21 protein-coding genes are annotated in these 25,209 nt (G+C 74.1%); 9 read left to right on the top strand and 12 right to left on the bottom strand.

Annotated features, from left to right (window positions below; translation table 11 throughout):
• The first annotated feature begins 158 nt into the window (after nucleotides 1–158).
• The 3 genes from EES43_RS05820 to EES43_RS05830 all read left to right on the top strand — a co-directional run bounded on the left by EES43_RS05820 (nucleotide 159) and on the right by EES43_RS05830 (nucleotide 3,514).
• The gene (locus EES43_RS05820; protein WP_124271803.1) at nucleotides 159–1,481 is read left to right on the top strand and encodes an MFS transporter; all 1,323 of its coding nucleotides are present in this window, start codon (nucleotides 159–161) and stop codon (nucleotides 1,479–1,481) included.
• A 90-nt stretch (nucleotides 1,482–1,571) separates the two neighbouring features.
• The gene (locus EES43_RS05825) at nucleotides 1,572–2,600 is read left to right on the top strand and encodes a pseudouridine-5'-phosphate glycosidase (RefSeq protein WP_124267706.1); all 1,029 of its coding nucleotides are present in this window, start codon (nucleotides 1,572–1,574) and stop codon (nucleotides 2,598–2,600) included.
• Nucleotides 2,601–2,620: 20 nt separating this feature from the next.
• On the top strand, nucleotides 2,621–3,514 hold the full coding sequence (locus EES43_RS05830; protein WP_124271804.1) for a carbohydrate kinase family protein: 894 nt from the start codon (nucleotides 2,621–2,623) through the stop codon (nucleotides 3,512–3,514).
• A gap of 16 nt (nucleotides 3,515–3,530) precedes the next feature.
• Here EES43_RS05830 and EES43_RS05835 read toward each other — a convergent pair whose 3' ends face one another.
• Entirely contained in the window at nucleotides 3,531–4,190 is a 660-nt protein-coding gene (locus EES43_RS05835) for a nucleoside/nucleotide kinase family protein (protein ID WP_124267707.1), read from the bottom strand.
• Between the two features lie 78 nt (nucleotides 4,191–4,268).
• Nucleotides 4,269–4,997, bottom strand: coding sequence for a winged helix-turn-helix transcriptional regulator (locus EES43_RS05840; protein WP_124267708.1), 729 nt, complete (start codon nucleotides 4,995–4,997; stop codon nucleotides 4,269–4,271).
• Nucleotides 4,998–5,082: 85 nt separating this feature from the next.
• On the opposite strand from EES43_RS05840, the gene EES43_RS05845 reads away from it, so the two are divergent.
• On the top strand, nucleotides 5,083–6,294 hold the full coding sequence (locus EES43_RS05845; protein WP_124267709.1) for a pyridoxal phosphate-dependent aminotransferase: 1,212 nt from the start codon (nucleotides 5,083–5,085) through the stop codon (nucleotides 6,292–6,294).
• A 91-nt stretch (nucleotides 6,295–6,385) separates the two neighbouring features.
• On the opposite strand, the gene EES43_RS05850 is transcribed toward EES43_RS05845, so the two are convergent.
• The 3 genes from EES43_RS05850 to EES43_RS05860 form a co-directional block, all read right to left on the bottom strand.
• A complete protein-coding gene (locus EES43_RS05850) occupies nucleotides 6,386–7,705 on the bottom strand; it encodes an SWIM zinc finger family protein (RefSeq protein WP_124267710.1) in 1,320 nt (439 codons plus the stop codon).
• Nucleotides 7,702–10,764 carry a DEAD/DEAH box helicase gene (locus EES43_RS05855; RefSeq protein ID WP_241192330.1) on the bottom strand — a complete coding sequence of 1,021 codons (3,063 nt, stop codon included), beginning with the start codon at nucleotides 10,762–10,764 and terminating at the stop codon, nucleotides 7,702–7,704. The genes EES43_RS05850 and EES43_RS05855 overlap by 4 nt, the downstream gene beginning before the upstream one ends.
• Nucleotides 10,765–10,976: 212 nt before the next feature.
• Nucleotides 10,977–12,002, bottom strand: a complete 1,026-nt coding sequence (locus tag EES43_RS05860) for a slipin family protein (RefSeq protein WP_124267711.1) — start codon at nucleotides 12,000–12,002, stop codon at nucleotides 10,977–10,979.
• 193 nt (nucleotides 12,003–12,195) lie between these two features.
• Here EES43_RS05860 and EES43_RS05865 point away from each other — a divergent pair, with 193 nt between their 5' ends.
• Entirely contained in the window at nucleotides 12,196–12,552 is a 357-nt protein-coding gene (locus EES43_RS05865) for a hypothetical protein (protein WP_124267712.1), read from the top strand.
• A 180-nt stretch (nucleotides 12,553–12,732) separates the two neighbouring features.
• Entirely contained in the window at nucleotides 12,733–13,065 is a 333-nt protein-coding gene (locus EES43_RS05870; protein ID WP_206430166.1) for a DUF6343 family protein, read from the top strand.
• 90 nt (nucleotides 13,066–13,155) lie between these two features.
• Here EES43_RS05870 and EES43_RS05875 read toward each other — a convergent pair whose 3' ends face one another.
• The 4 genes from EES43_RS05875 to rpsA form a co-directional block, all read right to left on the bottom strand.
• On the bottom strand, nucleotides 13,156–13,524 hold the full coding sequence (locus EES43_RS05875) for a tetratricopeptide repeat protein (protein WP_124267714.1): 369 nt from the start codon (nucleotides 13,522–13,524) through the stop codon (nucleotides 13,156–13,158).
• Nucleotides 13,525–13,683: 159 nt separating this feature from the next.
• Nucleotides 13,684–14,286: a dephospho-CoA kinase gene (gene coaE / locus EES43_RS05880; protein ID WP_124267715.1), complete on the bottom strand. Its 603-nt coding sequence runs from the start codon at nucleotides 14,284–14,286 to the stop codon at nucleotides 13,684–13,686.
• Between the two features lie 31 nt (nucleotides 14,287–14,317).
• Nucleotides 14,318–15,256, bottom strand: a complete 939-nt coding sequence (locus tag EES43_RS05885; protein ID WP_124267716.1) for a PAC2 family protein — start codon at nucleotides 15,254–15,256, stop codon at nucleotides 14,318–14,320.
• 285 nt (nucleotides 15,257–15,541) lie between these two features.
• Complete coding sequence (rpsA, locus tag EES43_RS05890) at nucleotides 15,542–17,053, bottom strand: 30S ribosomal protein S1 (protein WP_124267717.1); 1,512 nt, start codon at nucleotides 17,051–17,053, stop codon at nucleotides 15,542–15,544.
• A gap of 404 nt (nucleotides 17,054–17,457) precedes the next feature.
• Here rpsA and EES43_RS05895 point away from each other — a divergent pair, with 404 nt between their 5' ends.
• The gene (locus EES43_RS05895; protein ID WP_124267718.1) at nucleotides 17,458–18,270 is read left to right on the top strand and encodes a class I SAM-dependent methyltransferase; all 813 of its coding nucleotides are present in this window, start codon (nucleotides 17,458–17,460) and stop codon (nucleotides 18,268–18,270) included.
• A gap of 49 nt (nucleotides 18,271–18,319) precedes the next feature.
• Nucleotides 18,320–20,830, top strand: a complete 2,511-nt coding sequence (hrpB, locus tag EES43_RS05900; RefSeq protein WP_124267719.1) for an ATP-dependent helicase HrpB — start codon at nucleotides 18,320–18,322, stop codon at nucleotides 20,828–20,830.
• Here the strand turns inward: hrpB and EES43_RS05905 are convergent.
• The 3 genes from EES43_RS05905 to EES43_RS05915 form a co-directional block, all read right to left on the bottom strand.
• Nucleotides 20,817–21,806 (bottom strand): PorA family protein, encoded by a 990-nt coding sequence (locus tag EES43_RS05905; protein ID WP_124267720.1) that lies wholly within the window; start codon nucleotides 21,804–21,806, stop codon nucleotides 20,817–20,819. The two genes, hrpB and EES43_RS05905, sit on opposite strands and share 14 nt — an antisense overlap.
• 149 nt (nucleotides 21,807–21,955) lie before the next feature.
• Nucleotides 21,956–22,093, bottom strand: coding sequence for an SPW_0924 family protein (locus EES43_RS05910; protein WP_124267721.1), 138 nt, complete (start codon nucleotides 22,091–22,093; stop codon nucleotides 21,956–21,958).
• 133 nt (nucleotides 22,094–22,226) lie between these two features.
• The gene (locus EES43_RS05915) at nucleotides 22,227–24,065 is read right to left on the bottom strand and encodes a lytic murein transglycosylase (protein WP_124267722.1); all 1,839 of its coding nucleotides are present in this window, start codon (nucleotides 24,063–24,065) and stop codon (nucleotides 22,227–22,229) included.
• A gap of 187 nt (nucleotides 24,066–24,252) precedes the next feature.
• On the opposite strand from EES43_RS05915, the gene EES43_RS05920 reads away from it, so the two are divergent.
• The gene (locus tag EES43_RS05920) at nucleotides 24,253–25,179 is read left to right on the top strand and encodes a DUF4184 family protein (protein ID WP_124267723.1); all 927 of its coding nucleotides are present in this window, start codon (nucleotides 24,253–24,255) and stop codon (nucleotides 25,177–25,179) included.
• Nucleotides 25,180–25,209: the final 30 nt, after the last annotated feature.

Below are 25,209 nucleotides of genomic sequence, written 5' to 3' on the forward strand. Positions count from 1 at the left end.
GTCCGACCGGTGCTTCCCGGCCGCTCCGGCGAACGATTCACCCGTACGGGTGCCTCGACGGGCGCGGCTGATGGCACACTGCGCCGGTGACGCCACCTCCCCCGCCCTCCCGGGTCACGGCCGCCGAGTTGCCCGCGCTCCGCCGCCGCACCTCCGCCGTGCTCATCGTCAGCCAGATACTCGGCGGCCTCGGGGTCGCGGTCGGCATCGCGCCGGCGCCGATGCTGGCCACCGAGGTCAGCGGCTCCGAGGCGCTGTCCGGGCTCGCCCCGACGGCCTCCGTCGCCGGCACCGCGCTCCTGTCGCTGCCGCTGGCCGCCCTGATGGCCTCCCGGGGCCGCCGCCCCGGCCTGGTGCTCGCCTATGTGATCGGCGCGCTGGGCGGCGCGCTGGTGGTGCTCGGGACGGCGGAGCGCAGCTTCCCGGTGCTCCTGGTCGGCATGGCCGCGTTCGGCGCGGGGTCCTCGGCCAACCTCCAGGCCAGGTTCGCGGCGGCCGACCTGGTCGGGCCGGAACGGCGGGGCCGGGCCATCTCCCACGTCGTCTGGGCGACCACGATCGGCTCCGTGCTGGGCCCCAACATCGCCGCCCCGGTGAACCGGCTGTTCCGCGGCACGCCGGTCCCCGAGAACGCCGGGCCCTATCTCTGCTCGGCCGTCGTCTTCCTGCTCGCCGGACTGGTCGTGGCGATACTGCTGCGCCCGGACCCGCTGCTCACGGCGCGCGCCCTGGCTGCGCACGGCGACGAGGGCCGGGGCCGGCGATCGCTGCGCGACGGTGTGGCGGCCGTCCGGGCGTCGCCGAGGGCCCGACTGGCCCTGGTGACCGTCACCATCTCGCACACCGCGATGGTGTCGATCATGGTCATGACCCCGGTCGACCTGGGCCGGCACGGTGCGGACCTCCAGTTGATCGGGCTCGTGATCAGCGGGCACATCGGAGGCATGTACGCGTTCTCGCCGGTGATGGGGTGGCTGGCCGATCGTTTCGGGCGGCTCTCCGTGATCGGCCTGGCCGTCGGGCTGCTGGGCGTCGCGGCGCTCCTGGCCGGTACGGCCGGACCCCGGCACGGTCAGACGGCCGCCGGCCTGTTCGTGCTCGGACTCGGCTGGTCGGCGGGGATGATCGCCGGTTCGGCGCTGCTCACCGACTCCGTCCCGCAGGCCGCCCGAGCCGCCGTACAGGGCCTCTCCGACCTGACGATGAACGCGGCGGCGGGCCTCGGCGGAGCAGCCGCGGGGGTCGTGGTCGCGCAGTGGGGGTACGGCCCGCTCAACGCGACCGCCGCCGCACTGCTGCTGCCGGTCGCCGCGCTCGCCCTGCGCCGCAGCCTGCGGCCCTCCGGCGGCGCGGGCGCGGCAACCAGCGGCGCGGGCCCGGCGACCGGCGGCGCGGCGAGCCCGGAGACCGAGGGCCCGCCTGCTCCTGCGGCTGCGGAGTGGGAGGCGGCGGCGGGGAAGCGGAAGGCGGATCGCCCCTGAGCGACCGCTTCCGGCCCGGATGCGGCGAGGACCGGCCGGATCGGGTCACCCCGTGGTTTGCGCCCGTTCCGGCCGCGACAGGGATGGGGCATGCCACAGAACCCAGCCGAACACCTCCCGCCGGGGCGGCCTGCCGGGCGGTCCTCCTCCCACGGGGCGTCCTCCTCGCCCGGGGCGTCCTCCTCCCACCGGCCGGGCGACGACGAGGGCCGCTACGAGCCGGTCCTCTCGGCCGAGGTGCGGGCCGCCCCGGCCGCCGGGCTGCCGGTCGTCGCCCTGGAGTCGACGATCATCGCGCACGGGCTTCCGCGCCCCCGCAACCTCCGGGTGGCGACGGAGCTGGAAGAGATCGTCCGGTCCGCCGGCGCCGTACCGGCCACCATCGCCGTCCTGGACGGTCGGGCCCATGTGGGCCTGGAGAAGGACGAGTTGGCGCGGATCGCCGAGGATCCGACGGTCCGCAAACTGGGCCACCGCGATCTCGCCCCCGCCCTCGCGAGCGGGGCGAGCGGAGCGACGACGGTGTCCGCGACGGCGTTCCTGGCGGCGCGGGCGGGCCTGCGCGTCTTCGCGACCGGAGGGCTCGGAGGCGTACACCGGGGATGGACGGAGAACCAGGACGAGTCGGCGGATCTGCGGCTGCTGGCCCGCACCGGGATCACCGTCGTGTGCGCCGGGGTGAAGTCGATCCTGGACGTTCCGGCGACGCTCCAGCGCCTGGAGACCCTGGGCGTCGGCATCGTCGGGTACGGGACCGGGCACTTCCCCGGCTTCTACCTCAGCAGTTCCGGTGTACCCGTCGACTGGACGGTGGACAGTCCTGCGGAGGTGGCGGAGGTGATGCGGGCGAAGGACGCGCTGGGCGGGCCGCAGGCCGCGCTGATCGTCGCCAACCCCGTGCCGGTCGAGGACCAGTTGGATCCCGCGCTGCACGACCGGGTGCTCGCCGAGGCGCTGGACGCGTGCCGGGAGCGGGGCATCGCGGGGCAGGGCGTCACTCCGTTCCTGCTCGACCAGTTGACGCGGCGGACCGGGGGCGCGTCGCTGGAGGCGAACCTGGCGGCCGTACGCGGCAACGTACGGCTCGCGGCGCGGATCGCCGTGGCGGCGGTGCTGTGAACGGCGGCGCCTCGGGTGCGGTGGGCGGCGGGCTCCTCGTGGTGGGCGAAGTGGTCACGGACGTGGTGGCGCGGCACGCCTCCGCGCTCGTGAACGGTACGGACACGACCGCCCGGATCCGCACCCTGCCGGGTGGAGCCGGGGCCAACGCCGCCTGCTGGGCGGCGCGTTCGGGCTGCCCGGACGTCAGGCTGCTGGCCCGGACCGGGGCGGAGTCGGCCGCCTGGCACCGGGACGCGCTGGCGCGGTCCGGGGTGCGGGCGCTGCTGGCGGTGGACGAGGAGGTGGCGAGCGCGACCGTCATCGCCCTGGTGGACGCCACGGCGGAGCGCACGTTCCTCACCGACAGCCGGGCGGTCCTGCGCCTGGCCGTCGAGGACTTCTCGCCCGCGATGCTCGACGGGGTGGGGCGGCTGCACGTCTCCGGCTACCTCCTCTTCGCCGGAGCGAGCCGGGACGCCGCGCTGCTCGCCGTCCGGACCGCCCGGGAGCGGAACATTCCGGTCAGCGTGGATCCGGCCTCGGCGGGGTTCCTCGCCGAGCTGGGTCCCGGCCGGTTCCTGGAACTGGCCGAGGGCGCGGAGCTGCTGCTGCCGAACGCGGACGAGGCGCGGCTGCTCACCGGCCTGGCCGAACCGGACGCCGCCGCCGCCGAGTTGAGCCGGCGCTTCCCGAAGGTCGCGGTCACCCTGGGGGCCCGGGGCGCGGTACTGGCGGCCGGGGGCGCGGTGACCGGACGGGTGGCGGGCCCGCCGGTCCGCGAACCGGTCGACTCGACGGGGGCGGGCGACGCGTTCACCGGCGGTTTCCTGGCGGCCCTGCTCGCCGGGGCCGACGACGCGACGGCCGCGGGGGCGGGGTGCCGGGCGGGAGCCGAGGCGGTGACGACGGTCGGCGGCAGGCCGGCCCGCTGACGGGAGGGCCGACGGGTCAGCCGGCCCCGCCTGCCGCCCCGGGCAGACCCGACCAGGCCGGATGCCGGGGGTCGTCGGCCCGTACGACCACGTCCGCCCGGTCGGCGGGCCCCACCTCGGCCTCGTAACGGTCGAAGGCGGGCAGCGTCCATCGCTCCGCCTCCTCGGTGCGCCGCCGCAGCGCCCCCGGCGAGAGGCGTACGTGGACGCTGAGCGCGAACGGGAACCAGTGCCCCAGCAGCAGCGGACCGTGGACGACGACCACGCCTCCCTCCGGCAGCGGGTGGTATGGGCTGCGGGTCGCGCGATCGGCCACCGGGTCCCACAGGTCGGGCAGGACGCGCCCCGAGCCGCCCGCCTCCAGCGGCCCGAACACCTCACGCCACAGCGCCCCCGTGTCGAACCAGCTGTCGGCGTACGCGTCGGGGTCCTGCTTGCCGTACTCGAAGCGCAGACTCGCCGGGCGCAGGAATCCCTCGGTGGACACGACCAGCACCGCCCGGCCGAGCAGCCGCAGCTCCTGGGCGACCCGGGCGGCGAGGTCGCCGGTGGGGGCGGCAGGCGCGCCGTCGACGCCGAGCGCGAGCCAAGGGCCTCCGTCGGCGGACGACAGCCCGTCGCCGTACCGGGCCAGCTCGCCGGCCAGCCGTTCCCAGGTGATCGCTTCGAGTCGCACGTCTCCATCATCGCCGCACCTTCCGGCGAAGGGCGATGGAGAGGCGGGCCGGGCCACTGTGCCGCGCCGGGGCGCGATTCAGCCGCCCCGCAGTTCGGTGGCGAGCGGGCTCTCGCCGGACACCTGGATCAGGCCCTCCCCGACCGCCTCCGCGAACGTGACGACGCCCCGGCCGAGCCGGAGGCACAGCTCGGCGTCCAGGGTGATCCGGGCGTCCGGGCGATCGGCCGGGCCGTCGCCGTACACGGCGTCGGACACGGCGTCGGACACGGTGCCGTCGAGCGCCGCGTCCGACCGGGCCTCGGCTGACGGCCGGCCGGTACGGAGGTGGAACACGCCTTCGTCCAGGCGGACTTCGAGCACGCCCCGCCGGCCGACCCCGGCCAGGGCGCGCAGCAGCGGCAGCGCGAACCAGTGGGCCCGCACGGCGTCGGTCGGCCGGCGTTCGGCCAGGGCGGGCGCTCCCCAGTCGGCGAGAGCGGCGAGGACGGGCAGCAGGTCCCGGCCGCGGCCGGTCAGCTCGTACACCGACGCCGCGGCCGGGGGCGGCAGCTTGCGGCGCACCGCGAGGCCGCCCTGCTCCATGTCCTTGAGCCGGGAGGCCAGGACGTCGGTGCTGACGCCCGGCAGATCGGCGTGCAGGTCGGTGTAGCGGCGGGGTCCGGCCAGCAGTTCGCGGACGATCAGCAGCGTCCACCGGTCGCCCACGGAGTCGAGGGCGCGGGCGGCGGCGCAGAACTGGTCGTAGCTCCGGCGTCGGACGGGACGGGTCGCGGACCGTGGTGCGGGGGGCTGCTGACGTGGCATGCGACGCAGTCTAGACAAGTTGTTGGACTTTCCAAGCGTGAACTTGGTAAAACCAAGTATCACATTCGGCTCGGGGAGGCACCGCATGGAGTTCCGGCAGTCCAGCAAGCTCAACGAGGTCTGCTACGAGATCCGGGGCCCGGTCATCGAGCAGGCCGACGCCTTGGAGGAGGCCGGCCACAGCGTGCTGCGCCTGAACACCGGCAATCCGGCGCTCTTCGGTTTCGAGGCCCCGGAGGAGATCGTCCAGGACATGATCCGGATGCTGCCCCGGGCGCACGGCTACACGGACTCGCGCGGCATCCTCTCCGCCCGGCGCGCGGTGGCGCAGCGCTACCAGGCGATGGGGCTCACCGAGGTCGGCGTGGACGACGTGTTCCTCGGCAACGGGGTGTCGGAGCTGATCTCCATGGCCGTGCAGGGCCTGCTGGAGGACGGGGACGAGGTGCTGATCCCGGCGCCGGACTTCCCGCTCTGGACGGCGGTGACGACGCTCGCGGGCGGCAGGGCCGTCCACTACACCTGTGACGAGTCGTCGGACTGGAACCCCGATCTGGCCGACATGGCGTCGAAGATCACCGACCGCACCCGGGCCGTCGTGATCATCAACCCGAACAACCCCACCGGAGCGGTCTATCCGCGCGAGATCCTCGAAGGCATCCTCGACCTGGCGCGGCGGCACGGGCTGATGGTGTTCGCCGACGAGATCTACGACCAGATCCTGTACGACGGCGCCGAGCACCACAGCGCGGCCCTCCTCGCCCCGGACCTGGTCTGCCTCACCTTCAGCGGACTGTCGAAGACGTACCGGGTGGCCGGATTCCGCTCCGGCTGGATGGTGGTGTCCGGTCCGCGGCAGCACGCGCGCGACTACCTGGAGGGCCTGACGATGCTGGCCTCCATGCGACTGTGCCCCAACGCGCCGGCCCAGTACGCCATCCAGGCCGCGCTCGGCGGGCGGCAGTCGATCCGCGAGCTCGTCGCGCCGGGCGGCCGGCTGCACGAGCAGCGCGACCGGGCCTGGGAGCGGCTGAACGAGATCCCCGGCGTCTCCTGCGTAAAGCCGAAGGGCGCGCTGTACGCCTTCCCGCGCATCGACCCGAAGGTGCACCCGATCGTCGACGACGAGAAGTTCGTGCTGGACCTGCTGCTGCGCGAGAAGATCCAGGTGGTGCAGGGCACCGGCTTCAGCTGGCCGCGGCCGGACCACTTCCGCATCCTGACGCTGCCGTACGCCGACGACCTCGACGCGGCGATCAGCCGGATCGGCCGCTTCCTGAGCGGATACCGGCAGTGAGCGCGGCCCGCGGCCCGCGGGGTGGGCCGGGCGTTCTCCTGCGGTCACGGGAGCGGAGCCGGGGGTGGCGGAGGTCTTCCCGGCCGGACCCTCAGCCGCCCAGCAGGGCTTCGAGTGCGGTGACGGGGTCGGCGGCCGGGGCGGAGCGCGGCCACCAGTCGTCGGCGCCCGGGTCGGACTCGTAGCCGTACCAGCGGCCGTCGTGGCCGAAGCGGAGCTGGAGCGAACCGTCCGGGTGCGTCAGGTGGTTGCGCCGGGGCTGGAAGCGCGGGTGGCCCGCGGCGGCCAAGGCGGGCCTGGCCCGGTCGAAGGGCCCGGCGGGCGGGTCCCAGGGTTCCTCCAGGACAGCCAGCCCCTCGGCCTCGCCCTGCCGCCAGGCGGCGACCGCACGGGCCAGGTCCATGGTGTTGCGACCGGTGGCGTGGGCCAGCTCCCGGTAGAGCGCGCGGGTGGTGGCGGTCAGGCCGGCGGTCGGGCGCGAGGCGGCGATCCGGACCGCGTCCTGCCACGCGTCGAGCCCCGCGATCGGATCGCGGCCCGTCGTCAGGAGCGCGTGGGCGCGGGCGGCGGCGTCGGTGGCGAGGTGGTCGAGGCCGAGCGGATCGCGGGCGCCGGGCAGATCGGGGTAGGACGGCGGCTGCCCCGGGTGCGGCGGGACGGGCAGTGGCGCGGGCAGCGGCGGCAGGAAGCGCTCGGCCAGGGCGCCCGTGGCCGTGACCGACGGGGCGGCCGGGGCGGCGGGGCGCTCACGGGCGGCGTGTTCGGCGTTGCGGCGGCCGAGGTCGTCGAGGAGCTCCCGTTCGCCGCGGCCCCGCATCAGCAGCAGGACGAACGGGTCGCTGTCGAGCAGCCGGGCGGTCTGGTAGCAGAGGGCGGCCACGTGCTTGCAGGGCCGTCCGTGGTCGGGGCACGAACAGCTCGGGTCGAGGTCGTCCGCGCCGGGCAGCAGGCGGACGTCGGCCTCCCGCGCGGTGTCGGCCAGCGAGTGCGGCATCTCCTTGGCCAGCAGGGCGGACAGGTGGCCGGGGTGGGCGGCGACCGCGTCGAGCAAGGCGCCCCAGCCGGTGTCGCCGAAGGTGCGCAGGCGCAGTTCGGCCCGGTAGGGGCGGGCGCGGCTGCCGTGCACGTAGGCGACGACCCGGCCCGGGGTGACGGTGACGGCGGCGACGTGGCCGCCGTCCGCGTACGCCCGGCCTCGGGCCAGCCGGGCGCCGTCCAGCGGCAGCGCCTCCAGCGCGTCCACCCAGGCGCGGCCCCACCAGCTGTCGGCGAAGGGCGCGTCGGGCGAGGACGTACGGGCCGGGGCGGCCTCGAAGGTGCGCCGCAGGTCGTCGGGGCCGGGGCGGGCCCGCGGGGCGGTGGAGCGGGGCCGCTCGGGCCGGCCGGTGGCGAGGGCGGGCCTGGGGCTCATGCGGGCCTCCGGAGCGAGACCAGGTCGGCGAGGTCGTGGTCGCTCAGCTCGGTCAGAGCGGTCTCGCCGGTGCCGAGCACCGCGTCGGCCAGGGCCCGCTTGGACTCCAGCAGCTCACCGATGCGGTCCTCCACCGTGCCTTCGGCGATGAGCCGGTGGACCTGCACGGGCTGCGTCTGGCCGATCCGGTAGGCGCGGTCGGTGGCCTGCTCCTCCACGGCCGGATTCCACCAGCGGTCGTAGTGGACGACATGGGCGGCGCGGGTGAGGTTGAGGCCGGTGCCGGCCGCCTTGAGGGAGAGCAGGAAGACCGGGATCTCGGCGGACTGGAAGCGGTCCACCATGCGCTCCCGCTCGGGCACCGGCGTGCCGCCGTGCAGCAGTTGGGAGGGGATGGCGCGGGAGGCGAGGTGCGCGGAGAGGAGCCGGGCCATCGTCACGTACTGGGTGAAGATCAGGACGGAGGCCCCCTCGGACAGGATCGTGTCGAGGAGTTCGTCGAGGAGTGCGAGCTTGCCGGAGCGGCCGGTCAGCCGGGTGGGCTCCTCCTTCAGATACTGGGCGGGGTGGTTGCAGATCTGCTTGAGCGAGGCCAGCAGCTTCATGACGAGCCCGCGGCGGGCGATGCCCTCCGCCGCCTCGATCCGCGCCATCGTCTCGCGTACGGCCGCCTCGTAGAGCGTGGCCTGCTCGCGGGTGAGGGAGACGGGGTGGTCGGTCTCCGTCTTGGGCGGCAGTTCGGGGGCGATGCCGGGGTCGGACTTCTTGCGTCGCAGGAGGAAGGGGCGCACCAGCCGGGCCAGGCGCTCGACCGCCTCGTCGTTGCCGAGGCCGGCCGCCGTCCCGGTGTTCTCCACGATCCGGGCGTGCCGGGAGCGGAACGCCTTGAGCGGGCCGAGCAGTCCGGGCGTCGTCCAGTCGAGCAGCGCCCACAGCTCGGAGAGGTTGTTCTCCACGGGTGTGCCGGTCAGGGCGACGCGGGCGGGGGCCGGAATGGTGCGCAGGGCCTTCGCGGTGGAGGAGTGCGGGTTCTTGACATGCTGGGCCTCGTCGGCGACGACCAGCCCCCAGGGCTGTGCGGCCAGCTCGGCCGCGCTGGAGCGCATCGTGCCGTAGGTGGTGAGGACGAAGCCGCCGTCCGGGTCGCTCAGGGACCGGTCGGCGCCGTGGAAGCGGCGGACCGCAACGCCGGGGGCGAACCGGTTGATCTCCCGGTGCCAGTTGCCGAGGAGGGAGGCCGGGCAGACCACCAGGGTGGGCTCCGGGTGCGCGCGGTGCAGGTGGAGGGCGATCACGGTGATCGTCTTGCCGAGGCCCATGTCGTCGGCGAGGCAGCCGCCGAGGCCGAGCGAGGTCATCCGGTCCAGCCAGGCCAGCCCGCGCAGTTGGTAGTCGCGCAGCGTCGCGTCCAGCCCGGGCGGCGGTGCGATCGTCGCGTCGTCGGCGAGGATCCGCGTACGCAGGGCGGCCAGGGCTCCGGCCGGCACGGCGTCCACCCGCTCGCCGTCCACCTCGGCGCTGCCGGTGAGGGCGACGGCCAGCGCCTCGACCGGGTCCAGCAGGCCGAGCTCGCGCTTGCGCGCCTTGCGTACGAGCGCGGGGTCGACGACGACCCATTGGTCGCGCAGCCGCACCACCGGCCGGTGCGCCTCGGCCAGGGTGTCCATCTCGGCCTCGGTCAGCGGCTGGTCGCCCAGGGACAGCTGCCAGTCGAAGGCGAAGAGCTGCTCGGCGTCGAAGAACGAGGTGCCGTCCGTGGCCGAGCCGGGCGCGGGCCGGACCACGGCCGCCGCGCTGAGCGAACGGGCCAGCTCACGCGGCCAGTGCACGGCGACCCCGGCCGTCGCGAGGCGGGCCCCGGCATCGCTCAGCAGCTCGTACAGCTCGTCCTCGGTGAGGGCGAGCACATCGGGGGCGGGCTGCTCCAGGAGCCGTTCGAGCGGGGCCCAGACGCGGGCGGCCCGGCGCAGCGCCAGCACGGCGTCGACCCGGGAACGCGGGCCGAACGGCTCCCCCGCGAGCCCGTTCCACAGGGCGGCGGCGTCGACGACGTAGGTCGGGTCGGCGAGGCTGTGCACCTGGACGACGGCCGCCGCGGCGTGGCGGACCGCCGGGTCGTCCGGGCGCCGCTCCGGCGCGTCGGCGTCCGGCGTCTCCTCGGGTGCGGCGGCGACGGCGTAGGTGTCGGCGGTGTCGAACAACTCGTACGCCGAGAGGTCGAGCCGCAACGAGATCCGGACGCCGGCGTCGAGACCGGAGGCGACGTCGACCGCCCAGGCGGCGGCGTGCGGCAGGTGCTGGGGCTCCCGCGCGGCGAAGGGCGAGCCCATGGCGAAGGCGGCGGCGGGCGTACGCGGCAGGGTGTCGGCGACCGCGTCGAGGAAGGCCCCGATCAGCGTTTCGGGCTCGTGAAGCCGGGGCGGGTCGGATTCCGGGAGCGGCACCGCGTACCCCTCGGGCGGCAGCGCGGCGGCGACGGCCCGCAGATGGGCGACGTCCTCGGCGTCCCGGGGCCCCGCCCGCCAGGCGTCCTGGCCGTCGGCGGTGAGCCCCGGCAGCAGCTTGCCCCGGGCGACCAGTTGGAGGGCGTGCAGTGCGGCGGCCCCCCAGGCGCGGGCGGCGGGGTGGGCCGACGCGCGGTGCCGGGCGCGGACGAGCACGGGCAGCGCGTCGGCCACGGAGACCAGGGCGGCGTCGACGGGCACGCTCCGCACACCGCCGCCGCGGCCCGCGCCTCCGGCTCTCCGCACGACCGTCAGCTCTGCGGGGGCGTACGGCACGCGGTCGGACCGCCCGGAGCCGTCGGCGTACACGAACGGTGAACCGCCCCGTTCCGCCTCGCCACCCGGGGCCCGCTCACCGGGCGGGGCCGGCACTGTGTCCGGGTCCCAGAACGCGATGCGGCCTTCCCTCGGCACCGGCCCCGGCAGGAAGACGGCGGCGCAGCGCAGCAGACGGTCGGCGTCGGCGCCGCCCGGGGTGTCGTGTCCGCCTCCCGGGTCTCTCAGGTGGCTCGCGTCGTGGGCGTGAAGCCGGCTCCGCGCTGTCCGCTCCGTCATCCCGGCCGCCACCCCCTCACGCCTCGGTTCCCGCGTCGATCCGGCCACGGTCCGTCGCGGTCCGCTCACTCGTCGAGCACGGATTGTGCTGACTCCGCGAGTCTAAGCGGGGGGTCTGACAACCCGTCCCGCCGGAGCGTCGCCGCAGCTCAGCCCGCTACCGGCCGATCCTCGATCCTCGATCCTCCGGTCAGTGGCGCGCCCGGCCGCGCTCAGTGATGGGCGTACGGCTCGGAGTCCGCCCCGACGTCCTTCGCGGGCACCTCGGGAGGATCCGAAACCGGCGGTCCGGAAGGGCGGCGGTCGGCGGAGGGCCGCCGGTCGAACGCGGCGGAGGGCACCGCGGCGGCGGCCGGCACCGACGCGGCAGCGTCCTGCGAGTCCTCCGACGCCGTCCGCTCCTGTCGCTGGTCCCCTTCCAGCCCCTGGTCCTGGTCCTGTTCCACCCCCTGATCCCGGTCCTGCCGAGCCGTCCCCTGCGGCTGGGCCCGTTCCAGGAAGCGCAGCAGCTCCACCGGGAAGGGCAGCACCAGCGTGGAGTTCTTCTCCGCCGCGACGGCCACGATGGTCTGCAACAGCCTCAACTGGAGCGCCGCGGGCTGTTCGGCCATCTCTCCCGCCGCCTGGGCCAGCTTCTTCGACGCCTGGAGTTCGGCGTCGGCGTTGATCACCCTGGCGCGCCGCTCCCGGTCCGCCTCCGCCTGCCGTGCCATGGACCGTTTCATCGTCTCCGGCAGCGAGACGTCCTTGATCTCGACGCGGTCGATCTGCACGCCCCAGGCGACCGCCGGGCTGTCGATCATCAGCTCCAGGCCCTGGTTCAGCTTCTCGCGGTTGGAGAGCAGGTCGTCGAGGTCGCTCTTGCCGATGATCGACCGGAGCGAGGTCTGCGCCATCTGCGAGACGGCGAAACGGTAGTCCTCGACCGCGATGACCGCGCTCGTGGGGTCGACGACCTTGAAGTAGATGACCGCGTCCACCCGGACCGTCACGTTGTCCCGGGTGATGCCGTCCTGCGCGGGCACGGGCATCGTCACGATCTGCATGTTGACCTTGCGGAGCCGGTCCACTCCCGGCACCACCAGGGTGAAGCCCGGACGGCGCACCTCGCGGCGCAGCCGGCCCAGCCGGAGCACCACACCGCGCTCGTACTGCCTGACGACGCGTCCCGCCGAAGCCATGTAGAGGGCTCCGGCACAGAGCACCACCACCACTGCGATGACTATCTCCTGGACCATCACGGCCCCCTGACAGAGAGGGAAAAGTAGATATCGACTACTTTTACAATTTATGCCCTGAATGGGCGTATGGCGAACCTCTGGCACCCACCGGTCTCCCCCGGTCGGCCCCGCACGGGATGCCGCCGGGGGCGACAGCGGGCAGCGTTGCCGGGGCCACCGATGAGCCGGACCAGCAGACGAGGACCCGCCCATGTCCGTGACCGCGACCGTTCACCGCCGCCGACGCCGTCTGGGGATCGCCGCCGGAGCCTCGCTCCTCGTCCTCGCCGCCTCGGGCTGTTCCGGGCTCGGCCGCACGGCGGTCGGGCCGGTCACGTACACCACCGACCGCGAGGCGGTGATCATGGTGAACAGCCCGTCGGTGCGGGGCTGCCACCGGATGGCCCCCACCGGGGCCCGAGAGGTGGAGAACGGCACGCTGATCGACATCATCCTGTACCGCACCCGGGACTGCACCGGAGGCGGAACGACCTATGTGGCGACCACGTTCAGCGATGTGACGGCGCCCGGCAGCCTGCCCTGGCGCAGCTACCGCTTCGTGCACTGAGGAAGCTACGCGCACCGAGGAAGCGGCCACCGCCTCGCGCGGTGGCAAGCGGTGGCAACGGGGCTCAGGTGAGCGACCGGGTTCATGTGCGGTGAGCGACCGGGCTCGTGTGCGAGGAACGAACCGGTGCGGGCCGGCCCTGTTCCGGGCGAGGTGTTCCATCCGACGCCGCACGGGTCCATGCTGGTGAGTGAGGCGATCGACATGCGTACCGGCAATGAACCCGTGACCGCCCGCAGCCCCCTGCGGATGCGGTTCTGGCTGAGTCTGTGGGGAACCCTCTGGGCCCTGTTCGGCCTGGTGGCCTTCCTGCTCGCCGGGCGGCCGGGGTGGGCGGCGGTCTGCGCGGTGCTGCTCGCCCTGATCATCACGGACCTCGGCGTGGTGGTGCATCGGCTCCGCCAGGGGTCGCGCTATCAGCCGGGCCGCGACGTACCGCCCTACGAGCCCGGCCACGACCGCTCGGCGTCCGGGCGGAGGCCGTGGCACGGAGTCGTCCACGGCCCGCGGTGAGACGGGGCTGACCTTCCGGGGCCGCAGAAGACGCGGCCCAGTGTCCGCTGGGGATACGGCCGTATGTCCGCCGGTCCGCGGCCGGCTCAGTCAGTCCGACGCGTCGAACCTGGCCGCCCTGACGTACTCCGGTTTCGGGTCCAGGGCCGCGGCCAGCCGGAAGTGCCGGGTCGCCTGCTCCGGGCGGCCCGCCCGCTCGAAGGTCCGGGCCAGGGCGAAGTGGGCGAAGGCGTTGTCCGGCTCACGTTCCAGCACCAGCTCGAACTCCAGCTCTGCCGGGCGTAGTTGTGCCGAGGCGAAGAAGGCGCGTGCGCGCAGCAGCCGGGCGGCGGTGTTCTCCGGATGGGCGGCGATCACCGAGTCGAGCAGCTTGACCGCGCCTCGGGGATCCCGGGCGTCGAGCAGTTGCTCGGCCGCGCGGAAGTCGATGACATGGGTTTCCGGGTTCCTCTCGGGCACGGTCGCATCCTTCCTGTGGTCGCGTGTCGGCGCGTGTGCAACGTCCGCTCCGGCCGCCGGTATTCCGGCTGAGGCCCGGACGGTGCGAGTGCGTCCAGAGCCGGGGGCGGGAGCCAGGGCGAGGGGCCGGATCGCGTCGTTGCGATCCGGCGGCCGGCGTCAGGACGCCCCGGCCCGGTGGACCAGCGCGTCCCAGACCGCGCGCACCTGCGGCTCCAGCGCCTCGCGCGGCCCGTCGTTGTCCACGACGAGGTCGGCCACGGCCAGGCGCTGCGCGCGGGTCGCCTGGGCGGCCATCCGTGCGCGGGCGTCTGCCTCCGCCATACCGCGTAGCCGTACGAGCCGGTCGAGCTGTGTCTCGGGCGACGCGTCCACCACCACGACCACGTCGTAGAGCGGGGCGAGGCCGTTCTCGGTCAGCAGCGGCACATCGTGGACGACCACCGACTCCGTGCCCGCGGCCCGTTCCAACTCGGCGGAGCGGGCGCCGACCAGCGGGTGGACGATCGCGTTCAGGGCGGCCAGGCGCTCCGGGTCCGCGAAGACGATCGCGCCGAGGGCCGGGCGGTCAAGGGACCCGTCGGCGGCCAGGACGTCCGGTCCGAACTCCCGCGTGACGGCCGCGAGCCCGGGTGTGCCGGGCTCGACGACCTCGCGCGCGATCCGGTCGGAGTCGATCAGCACGGCTCCGTACCCGACGAGCAGCCGTGCCACTTCGCTCTTGCCGGCGCCGATCCCACCGGTCAGGCCCACTTTCAGCATGGGCCGCAGCCTACGGCCCGGTGGCGCGCGCTCAGCCGTCGCCCTCCCGCTCGGCGAGGAAGCGTTCGAACTCGCGGCCGATCTCGTCGGCGGAGGGCAGGTCGACCGGTTCCGCGACGAGGTTGCCGCGGGTCTCGGAGCCGGCGACCGCGTCGTACTGGTGCTCCAGTCCCTCGACGAGCGACACGAGCTCGTCGTCGCCCTGGCCGATCTGGCGGTCGATCTCCGTCTGCGTGCGGTGGGCCTCGGTGCGCAGGGAGTGCGCGAGAGCGGGCAGCACCAGTCCGGTGGCGGCGGTGATCGCCTCCAGCGCGGTGAGCGCGGCGTCCGGGTAGGAGGACCGGGCCACGTAGTGCGGGACGTGCGCGGCGACTCCGAGGACGTCGTGGCCGGACTCCATCAGCCGGTACTCGACGAGGGATTCGGCCGAACCGGGCACCTGGGCCTCGTCGAACGGGCTGCGGTGGCCCGGCATCAGGTCGGTGCGGTTGCCGTGCGGGGTGATCCCGACGGGGCGCGTGTGCGGCACGCCCATGGGGATGCCGTGGAAGTTCACCGTGAGGCGGACGCCCAGGCGTTCGACGATCTGCTCGACGGCGACGGCGAACCGCTCCCACTCCACGTCGGGCTCGGGGCCGGACAGCAGCAGGAAGGGCGCACCGGTCGCGTCCTGGACGACCCGGACCTCCAGGGTCGGGGCCTCGAAGGACGTCCAGCGGTCGCGCCGGAAGGTCAGCAGCGGGCGCCGTGCGCGGTAGTCCACGAGGCGGTCGTGGTCGAAGCGGGCCACGACCTGGTGCGGCAGGGTTTCGAGCAGGCCGTCGACGATCTGCTCGCCGGTCTCGCCCGCGTCGATGTATCCGTCGAAGTGGTAGAGCATGACCAGGCCGGCCGACTCCTGGGCCAGCGCCATGTCGACGACGGCCAGCCCCTTCGGCTCCCATTCGTACAAACTCTGCGGATCAGGCACGGTTACCGCTCCTCCTCGTGTTCCTACGGAAGAACACCGCCTCCCGCACCGGCATTCCCCCCGGTCTGCGGCTTTCCCATGATCCCGAGGCTGTACGGGGGCCGACCGCGCACCCCGCCACGACGCACGAAGCACGGAGCACGGAGCACGAAGCGCGGCGCACCGGAACGCACGCGCGAGAACGCGCCGAGCGCGACGCACGAGTGAGGCCCGCCCCCCGAAGGGAACGGGCCTCACCTACCGCTCTACAGCTGGTGCAGCCGATGAGCCGCCGGGGTCAGAGCGTCAGCTCTGGCCGCCCGCGAGCTTCTCGCGCAGCGCCGCCAGGGCCTCGTCCGACGCCAGGGCGCCGGAGTTGTCCGCCGACTCCGAGGAGTACGAGCCGCCACCGCTGCCGCCGGAGGCAGCCGGAGCGCTGCCGGCCGGGGCGGCAGCGCCCTCGGCCGCAGCGGCCTCGTCGGCCTCGCGGGACTTGATGACCTGGGCCTGGTGCTGCTCGAAGCGCTGCTGCGCCTCGGCGTACTGGGTCTCCCAGACCTCGCGCTGCGCCTCGAAGCCCTCGAGCCAGTCGTTGGTCTCGGGGTCGAAGCCCTCGGGGTAGATGTAGTTGCCCTGGTCGTCGTACGACGCGGCCATGCCGTACAGCGTCGGGTCGAACTCGACCGAGGCCGGGTCGCCGCCGAAGGACTCGTTGGCCTGCTTCAGCGAGAGGCTGATGCGGCGGCGCTCGAGGTCGATGTCGATGACCTTGACGAAGATCTCGTCGTTGACCTGGACGACCTGCTCCGGGATCTCCACGTGGCGCTCGGCCAGCTCGGAGATGTGGACCAGACCCTCGATGCCCTCGTCGACGCGGACGAACGCACCGAACGGAACGAGCTTGGTGACCTTACCCGGGACGACCTGACCGATCTGGTGCGTCCGGGCGAACTGCTGCCACGGGTCTTCCTGCGTCGCCTTGAGCGACAGGGAGACGCGCTCGCGGTCCATGTCGACGTCGAGGACCTCGACGGTGACTTCCTGACCGACCTCGACGACCTCGGAGGGGTGGTCGATGTGCTTCCAGGAGAGCTCGGAGACGTGCACGAGACCGTCGACGCCGCCCAGGTCCACGAAGGCACCGAAGTTGACGATCGAGGAGACGACGCCGGAGCGGACCTGACCCTTCTGCAGGGTGGTGAGGAACGTCTGGCGAACCTCGGACTGGGTCTGCTCGAGCCAGGCACGGCGGGACAGGACCACGTTGTTGCGGTTCTTGTCCAGCTCGATGATCTTCGCCTCGAGCTCCTTGCCCACGTAGGGCTGGAGGTCGCGGACGCGACGCATCTCGACGAGCGACGCCGGGAGGAAGCCGCGGAGGCCGATGTCGAGGATGAGACCACCCTTGACGACCTCGATGACGGTACCGGTGACGATGCCGTCCTCTTCCTTGATCTTCTCGATGGTGCCCCAGGCACGCTCGTACTGAGCGCGCTTCTTCGAGAGGATCAGGCGGCCTTCCTTGTCCTCCTTCTGGAGAACCAGGGCCTCGATCTCGTCGCCGACCTTGACGACCTCGTTCGGGTCGACGTCGTGCTTGATCGAGAGCTCGCGGCTCGGGATGACACCTTCGGTCTTGTAACCGATGTCGAGGAGAACCTCGTCCCGGTCAACCTTGACGATGACACCGTCAACGATGTCGCCGTCGTTGAAGTACTTGATCGTCTCGTCGATCGCCGCGAGGAACGCGTCCGCGTCGCCGATGTCGTTGACCGCAACCTGCGGAGTGGTGGCGGTGGTCTCGGTGCTGCTCGTCATGTGGGAAAGGGCTCCGGTACGGACAGAGAGTCGTAGGTACTGCTACGCCGAAAGCCCGTATCGCCTCTGCAGAAGCCGGACAGCCTGGAAGGCGCGCTACCCGTTTCCGGAAAGGCGCCTCGACAACCGAGGGGACATGCAACAGACGCGAGCGCGGCCTGCTAGGTCTGAGGCGCGCAGGCTCGCAGCGCAACTTGTAGCATACGGGGGCAGCCGGACACGGTCAATGCGCGAAGGCGCACACCGGGGGCGCATCGGCCCAATCCCGGCACAACTCGTGTCGTCCGAGGCCACATCGGCCCGAACGCACTGCGCCAAGGCGTCGCGGACACGGTCCGTGCGCCCGGCGTCACCCCGTGCGCACCGCGCGCGGCGGGTGAAGGCAAACTACAACGACGGGCACGATGAGCCAAGAGATCCACGGCACGGAAGCGGAAGCCACCCGCCGGGCGGCGGGCGGGGCCGAGAGCAGCCGGGCCAGCCGCGGCTGGTGGGACCGGAACGCCGACGAGTACCAGAGCCACCACGGCGCGTTCCTCGGGGACGACCGCTTCGTCTGGGGGCCGGAGGGGCTGGACGAGGCGGAGGCCGGGCTGCTGGGGCCGGCCGCCTCCCTCAAGGGCCTGGACGTCCTGGAGATCGGCGCCGGAGCCGCGCAGTGTTCGCGCTGGCTGGCGGACCGGGGCGCCCGGCCGGTGGCGCTCGACCTCTCCCACCGCCAGTTGCAGCACGCCCTGCGGATCGGCGGCGGCCTCCCGCTCGTCGAGGCGGACGCGGGGCTGCTGCCGTTCCGCGACGGCTCCTTCGACCTGGCCTGCTCCGCCTACGGCGCGGTGCCGTTCGTGGCCGACCCGGTGCGGGTCTTCCGCGAGGTGCGGCGGGTGCTGCGGCCCGGCGGGCGGTGGGTGTTCTCCGTGACCCACCCGATCCGCTGGGTCTTCCCGGACGAGCCGGGGCCCGAAGGGCTCTCCGTCGCCGCCTCGTACTTCGACCGCGTCCCCTACGTCGAGCAGGACGAGCGGGGCGACGCCGTCTACGTGGAACACCACCGCACGCTCGGCGACCGGGTGCGGGACGTGGTGGCGGGCGGGTTCCGGCTGGTGGACCTGGTCGAACCGGAATGGCCGGCCTGGAACAGCCAGGAGTGGGGCGGCTGGTCCCCGCTGCGCGGCAACCTGATCCCGGGAACGGCGATCTTCGTCTGCGAACGGGCCTGAACCGCCGCCGCCGCTCCACGACGCGCCCGCCCCGTACGACACTGGGGGCGTGATCCGCACCGATGCCCTCGACCGCCTGCCCGTCCGCACCGCCGTACCCGCCCTGGAGCGCGCGCTCGACGAGCGGGGCGTCGCGGTCCTGTGCGCACCGCCCGGCACCGGCAAGACCACGCTGGTCCCGCTGGTCCTGGCCGGGCTGACCGGCGAGGGCCCGGTACGCCGGGTGGTGGTCGCCGAGCCGCGGCGGATCGCGGCGCGGGCGGCGGCGCGGCGCATGGCCTGGCTGCTCGGGGAGCGGCCGGGCGGCCGGATCGGGTTCACCGTGCGCGGCGAGCGCGTGGTGGGGCCGGACACCGCGGTGGAGGTGGTGACCACGGGAGTGCTGCTCCAGCGGCTCCAGCGGGACCAGGAGTCGGCCGGGGTGGACGCGGTGATCATCGACGAGTGCCACGAGCGCCATCTGGACGCCGACACGGTCGCCGCCTTCCTGCTGGACGTACGGGAGGCGATCCGGCCCGATCTGCGGCTGGTGGCCGCGTCGGCGACGACGGACGCCGCGGGCTGGGCGCGGCTGCTGGGCGACGCCCCGGTGATCGAGGCCCGGGGCGTCTCGTACCCGGTCGAGGTGGTGTGGGCGCCGCCCGCGCGACCGGTGAGGCCGCCGCACGGGATGCGCGTGGATCCGGCCCTGCTGACGCACGTGGCCGCCACGGTGCGCCGGGCGCTCGCGGAGCGGGACGGGGACGTGCTGTGCTTCCTGCCGGGAGTCGGCGAGATCGCGCGTGTGGCCGGGCAGTTGTCCGGGGTGGCCGCCGAAGTGCTCCAGGTGCACGGGCGGGCTCCGGCCGCCGTGCAGGACGCGGTGCTCGCCGGGTCGTCCGAGGGGCGGCGGGTGGTGCTGGCGACCTCGGTGGCGGAGTCGTCGCTGACGGTTCCCGGCGTGCGGGTCGTCGTCGACTCGGGGCTGGCCCGCGAGCCGCGCACCGACCACGCCCGGGGACTCAGCGCCCTGACGACCGTACGGGCCTCCCGGGCCGTCGGGCGGCAGCGGGCCGGACGGGCCGGGCGGGAGGCTCCGGGGACGGTGTACCGGTGCTGGGAGGAGGCGGAGGACGGGCGTCTCGCGCGCTTCCCGGCCCCGGAGATCAAGGTGGCCGACCTCGCGGCGTTCGCGCTCCAGGCGGCGTGCTGGGGCACTCCGGACGCCTCGGCGCTCGCCCTGCTGGATCCGCCGCCCGCCGGTGCGATGGGCGCGGCCCGCGAGGTGCTGGGCGCGGTCGGCGCGGTCGACGCGAGCGGCCGGGCCACGGACCGGGGCGTGCGGATGTCCCGGCTGGGCGTGCATCCGCGGCTGGCGCGGGCGCTGCTGGACGGCGCCCGCGAGGTCGGCGCGCGGCGGGCCGCCGAGGCGGTGGCTCTGCTGAGCGAGGAGCCGCCGAGGGAGTACGGGGACGATCTCGCGGCGGCCCTGCGCACCGCGCGCCGGGGCCAGGACGGATACGCGGCGCGCTGGCGGCAGGAGGTGCGGCGGCTGTCGTCCTCGCTGGGCGGCGACGGGTCCGCGCCCGGCCGGTCCGGGGTCACGGACGACGCGGCCGTCGGCCTGGTGGCGGCGCTGGCGTTTCCAGAGCGGGTGGCGCGGGCGCGGGGCGACGGTTCGTTCCTCATGGTGTCGGGAACGGGTGCGGAGCTGCGGGAGGGCTCGGGGCTGCGCAGCGCCCCGTGGCTGGCCGTGGCGGTCGCGGACCGGCCGGCGCACGCGGCCTCGGCCCGGGTGCGGCTGGCGGCGGTGGTGGACGAGGACACCGCGCGGCTGGCCGCCGGGCATCTGCGGGTGCGCGGCGAGGAGGTGCGCTGGGCCGACGGCGAGGTGGTGGCCAGGTCGGTGGACCGGCTGGGCGCGGTGGAACTGGCGGTGCGACCGCTGCGGCAGCCCGATCCGGGGCTGGTGCGCGCGGCCCTGGTGGAGGGGTTGCGGCGGGACGGGGTGGGGCTGCTGCGCTGGAGCCGCGACGCCGAACAGCTGCGGCTGCGCCTGGCGTTCCTGCACCGCGTGCTGGGTCCGCCGTGGCCGGACGTGTCGGACGGGGCGCTGGTGGCGGAGCCGGAGGGGTGGCTGGAGCCGGAGCTGTCGCGGGCGCGGCGGCGGTCGGACCTGGGCCGGATCGAGGCGGGCCAGGCGCTGCGACGGCTGCTGCCCTGGGCGTCCGGTGAGGCGGTCCGGCTGGACGAGCTGGCCCCGGAGCGGATCGAGGTGCCGAGCGGGTCGCGGGTGCGGGTCGAGTACGGCGGGGAGCAGCCCGTACTGGCGGTGAAGCTCCAGGAGTTGTTCGGCCTGGCCGAGACGCCCCGGGTGGCGGGGGTGCCGGTCCTGGTGCATCTGCTCTCGCCCGCCGGGCGGCCCGCGGCGGTGACCGCGGACCTGGCGTCGTTCTGGCGCGAGGGCTATCGGGCGGTGCGGGCGGAGCTGCGCGGCCGGTACCCGAAGCACCCGTGGCCGGAGGATCCCGCGACCGTGCCGGCGACCCGGTTCACGAAGGCGCGGCTCACGCGGGAGTGAGTGCGGCGGGGGCCGGGGCGGGCGGTTCGCCGGGGCGGCGGGCGCGGGCCTCCAGCCAGAGGGCGAGCGCCAGGAGGCCGACGCCGAGGCCGAGGAAGCCCCAGGGCAGGTAGGAGGTGAGCATGAGGATCAGGACGCGCTGGGACTTGACCAGTTCGACGGTGTCGGCGAGGTAGTCCTCGCGCATCTTCACATGGCCGGCGAACGCGGTGACGGTGTCCTGCGGGAGGCCCATCTTCTTCCCGTTGCGCAGCTCCTCCTTGTGCACCTCCTCGCCCCTGACGGGCGCACCGGTGACCGGGTCGACCCAGAACATGCGGCGGGTGGTGTACCAGCGGGTGATGCCGGTGGCGGCTATCTGCTCGGACGTGAGGCCCGCGATGGGCATCCTCTTCGGCATCGACACCTTCGTCCACGGGATCGTCTGCTCGAAGTAGTAGGTCTCCAGGCCGCGGAAGGTGCGGGTGCCCCGGTAGTGGATGGGCGCGGTGGTGCGGGTCTGGGCGTCGAAGTACGCGTAGTCCCGCTTCTGCGTCAGGAAGGGCCACTTGAACTCGATGCCCTCGCGGCGGACCGGATCGCCGTCGACCATCTCGCCGGTGGCGTTGACCGGGGCCTGGGTGTGGGCGTCGAAGATGTAGCGCTCGGGGATCTGGGAGATCATCTTCCCGTCGGGTCCCTGGATGTAGGAGAGCGTGTCCCAGACGACGACGTCCCGGCCGGCGGTGCGCTCGATCTTCTCCGACTCCTCGACGTTGCCCTTGATCGTCTGGACGATGGTGATCTTCTCGACCTCCTTCGCGGTGAGCGTGGTGTAGTCGAGCAGGGTGGCGGGCTTCGCTTCCAGGACCACCGCCTTGTACTGCCCGGCCGGGATCTTGGCCAGGCGCGGGAAGGCGTACCAGCGCAGCAGCGGCGCCAGGGCGGCGAAGAAGACGGCGAAGGCCAGGAGTACGAGACCGGCTCGGCTGCGCATGGTGGTGACCTCTTCCTCGGCTGTGCTGTCACTTCGGCCGCGCGGCTGCCCGTGCGCCGCCGGCCGCTTGCTTCTCGGGGCCCGGGTTGTGCGGCCCGGGTGGCTTCTCGAGGCCCGGGTCTTGGGCCCCGGTCACTTCTTGGGCCCGCTTACTTCGGGGGGCCCGGGACGGTGGTCAGCATGGGCTCGGGCGAGGTCTCGCCCTGGGGGGAGCCGACGGCCGAGACGGCGATCACCAGGGCGAGGGCCGCGGCCAGTCCGACGGCGGCGGCGATGAGGGCACGCATGCTCGACCTCCCGGAACGATGAACTGATGGTTCGTCAGGTCCGCGCACCGTAGCAACCCGGGCGTGAGATGAGAACAGCGCGGACAGCCCCCGCGCCGGGTAGGCGCGGGGGCTGTCGGGTGCGAGGGAGGAATCAGGCCCCGGGGGGCCGTGTCCCCTCGGCGGAGGGCGTCGGTCCGAGGTCCGGGGTCTGCCCCGGGTCCGGCGTCTGGCCGGGTTCCGGGGTCTGGCCCGGGTCCGGCGTCTGGCCGGGTTCCGGGGTCTGGCCCGGGTCCGGCGTCTGGCCTTCGGTCGCCTTGACCGTGAGCTCGACGACGACGCTCGCGCCGCCCTCGGCGGTCAGGCGCAGCTTGTACGTCCCGGCCGTCGCGTCGGCGAAGATCTCCGGGAGGCGCAGCAGGCCGCCGGCGTCCGTCGACAGGACCGTGAGGGCGCGGACGGGCTTGCCGTCGGCGTCCTTGAAGTAGGGGCCCTTGCCGTTCTCGACGGGCTTCTCGCCGTCCGTGATCATCGTGGCGGTGACGGCCACCCGGGCGGCGGGCGCCCCCTTGAACGTGGCCTTGACGGTGAGGGGGTCCGCGAACTTCGCGCCCGGGGCGGCGACGAGCGCCTTCTCCTCGGTCCGGACGATCGCGTCGGCCCGGCGGGCGGTGACGCTCGCCGCGTAGGCGAGGGTGCGGGACTCGGGTGCGCCGGCGGTGGCGGTCACCGTGAACGCGCCGGCCTTCCCGCCCGCCGTGAGCCGCGGTGCGGTGGCGGTGCCGTCGGCTCCGGTGGCGACCGTGACGGTCTTCCGGCCGCCCGTGAAGCGGGTGCCGGTGTCTCCGGCGACGGTGAAGGTGACGCGCACCTTGGCGAGCGGCGCGCCGAGCTTGTTCTCGGCCCGTACGACGATCCGTTCGGCGAACTCCTCGCCCGCGGTGGCGGTCAGCCGGCCGGTGCCCGCGTTCTCCAGGGAGCCGAAGGTCTCGGACGGCTTCGAGGTGGGGGGCGGCTTGGGCCCGGTGGAGCCTTCGCCGGGCTTCGTGGGGCCGGGGGTCGGCTTCGTGCCCTTCGGCGATTCGTCGGGGGACGGCTTCGGGCTCGGGCGCCCGCCCGGGGTGCCGCTCGGTCCGGGGCCCGGCGTGGAGCCGGAACCCGCGCCCGGTCCGGAGGGCAGGACTCCGGAGCCGTCGGGCACCTCGTGCGTGCCGCGGTTGTAGTAGTCGAACCAGGAGCGGACGGTGCGCAGGTACTCCGTCGAGTGGTTGTAGCTCAGCACGGCCCGGTCGAGCTGGGCGGCGACGGCCAGGTCCCGGTCGCCCGCGCAGAGGTAGCGCCCGGCGGCGAGCGCCGCGTCGTAGATGTTGTTGGGGTCCTTGCGGCCGTCGCCGTTGGCGTCCTGTCCCCAGGTGGCCCAGGTGGACGGGATGAACTGCATCGGGCCGACCGCGCGGTCGTGGACGGAGTCGCCGTCGTACGCCCCGCCGTCGGTGTCCTTGATCAGCGCGAAGCCCTGGCCGTTGAGGGCCGGGCCGAGGATCGGGGAGAGGGTGGTGCCGTTCGCGTCGACCCGGCCGCCCCGGGCCTGCCCGGACTCCACCTTGCCGATCGCCGCGAGGAGTTGCCACGGCAGTCGGCAGGCCGCGTCGGTGCCCGCGACGGTCCGCTCGGCCTGCTGGTACGCGGCCAGGATCGAGGCCGGTATGCCCGCCTGCGCCCGGCCGGTCACCGGCAGGTTGCTGGACGAACCGGGCTTGTCGGGCGTCACGAGGGGCGGAAGGTCCGTGTAGTACGGCGAGTTGCCCGTGGCCGCGCCGTCATTGGAACCGCCCGTCCCGCCGTCGGCGGACAGCCGGTCGCCGCCGCCCGCCGAGGCTTCGGCGAGAGGCGCCGCGGGAGCCTGCGAGGCCGCGAGCGCCGCCACGGCGACCGCCGCGACCGCGGTGTTGCCGGCCCCCCTGCGCAGACGTCGGCCGAATTGAGCTGCCATGCGTTCTGGTCCCTCCCCGTCGACGGCTGTCCGCGCTCCCCAGCGCGAGGACTCAGGAGACCCTACGGCACCTTCCACCGCCCGCACACCGCGGCCTGACCGGTTCTTACTGTTTTTTCACGTTCCCCCGCGCACGCTGCCCGGACGGCCGCCGGAAGGGGTACGGGGCGGGCCCATACTTGCCGCCATGCCGTTCACGCTCAGTCATGCCGCCGCCGTACTCCCCGCGATGCGGCGGAACGGGACCGTCCGCGGCCCTCTGTTCCCCTCGGCTCTCGTCGCCGGTTCCTTCGCGCCCGACCTCACGTACTTCGCCGACACGGTGGTTCCCGGGGCGATGGAGTTCGGCTCCTTCACTCACTCCTGGCCCGGCGTCCTCACCGTGGACGTGCTGATAGCCGGGGCCCTGGTGGCCGTATGGGTGCTGCTGCGGGAGCCGTTGGCGGCGCTGCTGCCGGTACGGGCGCGCGGCCCGGTCCACCGCTTCGTGCGGGGGCAGCGGTGGAGCCGCGCCTCCTTCGGGCCGTCCGCCCGGCTGCGGTTCGCCGTGTCCGCGGCGCTCGGCGCCGTCACCCATGTGGTGTGGGACGCCTTCACCCATCACGACCGGTGGGGAACGGATCTGCTGCCCGTGCTCGACCGGAGCGTCGGCGGCCTCCACGGCTATCAGTTCGCGCAGTACGGCAGTTCGGCGGCGGCGCTCGTCCTGCTCGGCTGGTTCGTCGTCACCGGGCTGCGGCTCGGCGGGGCCGCCCCGGTGCCGGAGGCGGTCCCGGTGCTCGGGCGGCGGGAACGGCACACCGTCCTGGGGCTGCTGGCCCTGTGCGTGCTCCTGGGCGTCGTGCACCGCTGTGCGCGCTGGTACGCCTACTTCGGGCGCGTGGACACTCCGCTCGACATCATTCCGACGGCGTGCTTCGGCGCGGGCGCCGGACTGGCGGCGGGACTGCTGCTGTACGGGGCGTGGATGCGGCTGCCGCGCAGGCCGGGCGAGCGGGAAGCCGGTGCGGCGGGCGGGCGCGTGGCCGGTGGCCGGGCGGACGGCCCGGCTCCGGAGAGCGGCGGGAGGGGTGAGAGCCGTGAGAACGGTGAAAGGCAGGGCACCCCGCGATAGCCGCGGGAGGCCGCGGAGCGGGGCCGGCCG

The sequence above is a fragment of the Streptomyces sp. ADI96-02 genome, from assembly GCF_003846185.1.
GTDB lineage: Bacteria > Actinomycetota > Actinomycetes > Streptomycetales > Streptomycetaceae > Streptomyces.